General features: G+C 40.1%; 1 pseudogene. It reads right to left on the bottom strand.

Annotated elements, in window-relative coordinates:
* Nucleotides 1-304: pseudogene (locus tag PSI06_RS21235) on the bottom strand (efflux RND transporter periplasmic adaptor subunit); the annotation flags it as partial.

The following is a 304-nucleotide window of genomic DNA, read 5'->3' as shown; positions in this document are numbered from 1 at the left end:
GGCGACTGATAATGACTGACTCTGTACGTGGTGATACCACATAACTTTTATAGCCATTAGCTTTTATTTCGCCAGGTGCATATACGGAGCTAAATTGATATTCAGGCTTAACACTTTCCACTTTAATGTTAGCAAGCGACATCTTCTTTGGATCAATAGTGATACCTTCTTCATGTCCTTCTTCTCCCTCTTTATTACCACCTTCATGGCCGTGCTCGTCATGGTCACCTTTATCTTCTTCATGTCCCTTTTCGTGTTCATGCTCATCTTGATGTTCTTTTTCTTCTTGTTTCGAAACGTTTGT

Source organism: Pseudoalteromonas sp. GABNS16E (assembly GCF_028598715.1).
GTDB lineage: Bacteria > Pseudomonadota > Gammaproteobacteria > Enterobacterales > Alteromonadaceae > Pseudoalteromonas > Pseudoalteromonas atlantica.
This window is presented reverse-complemented; position numbering and strand designations above follow the sequence as displayed.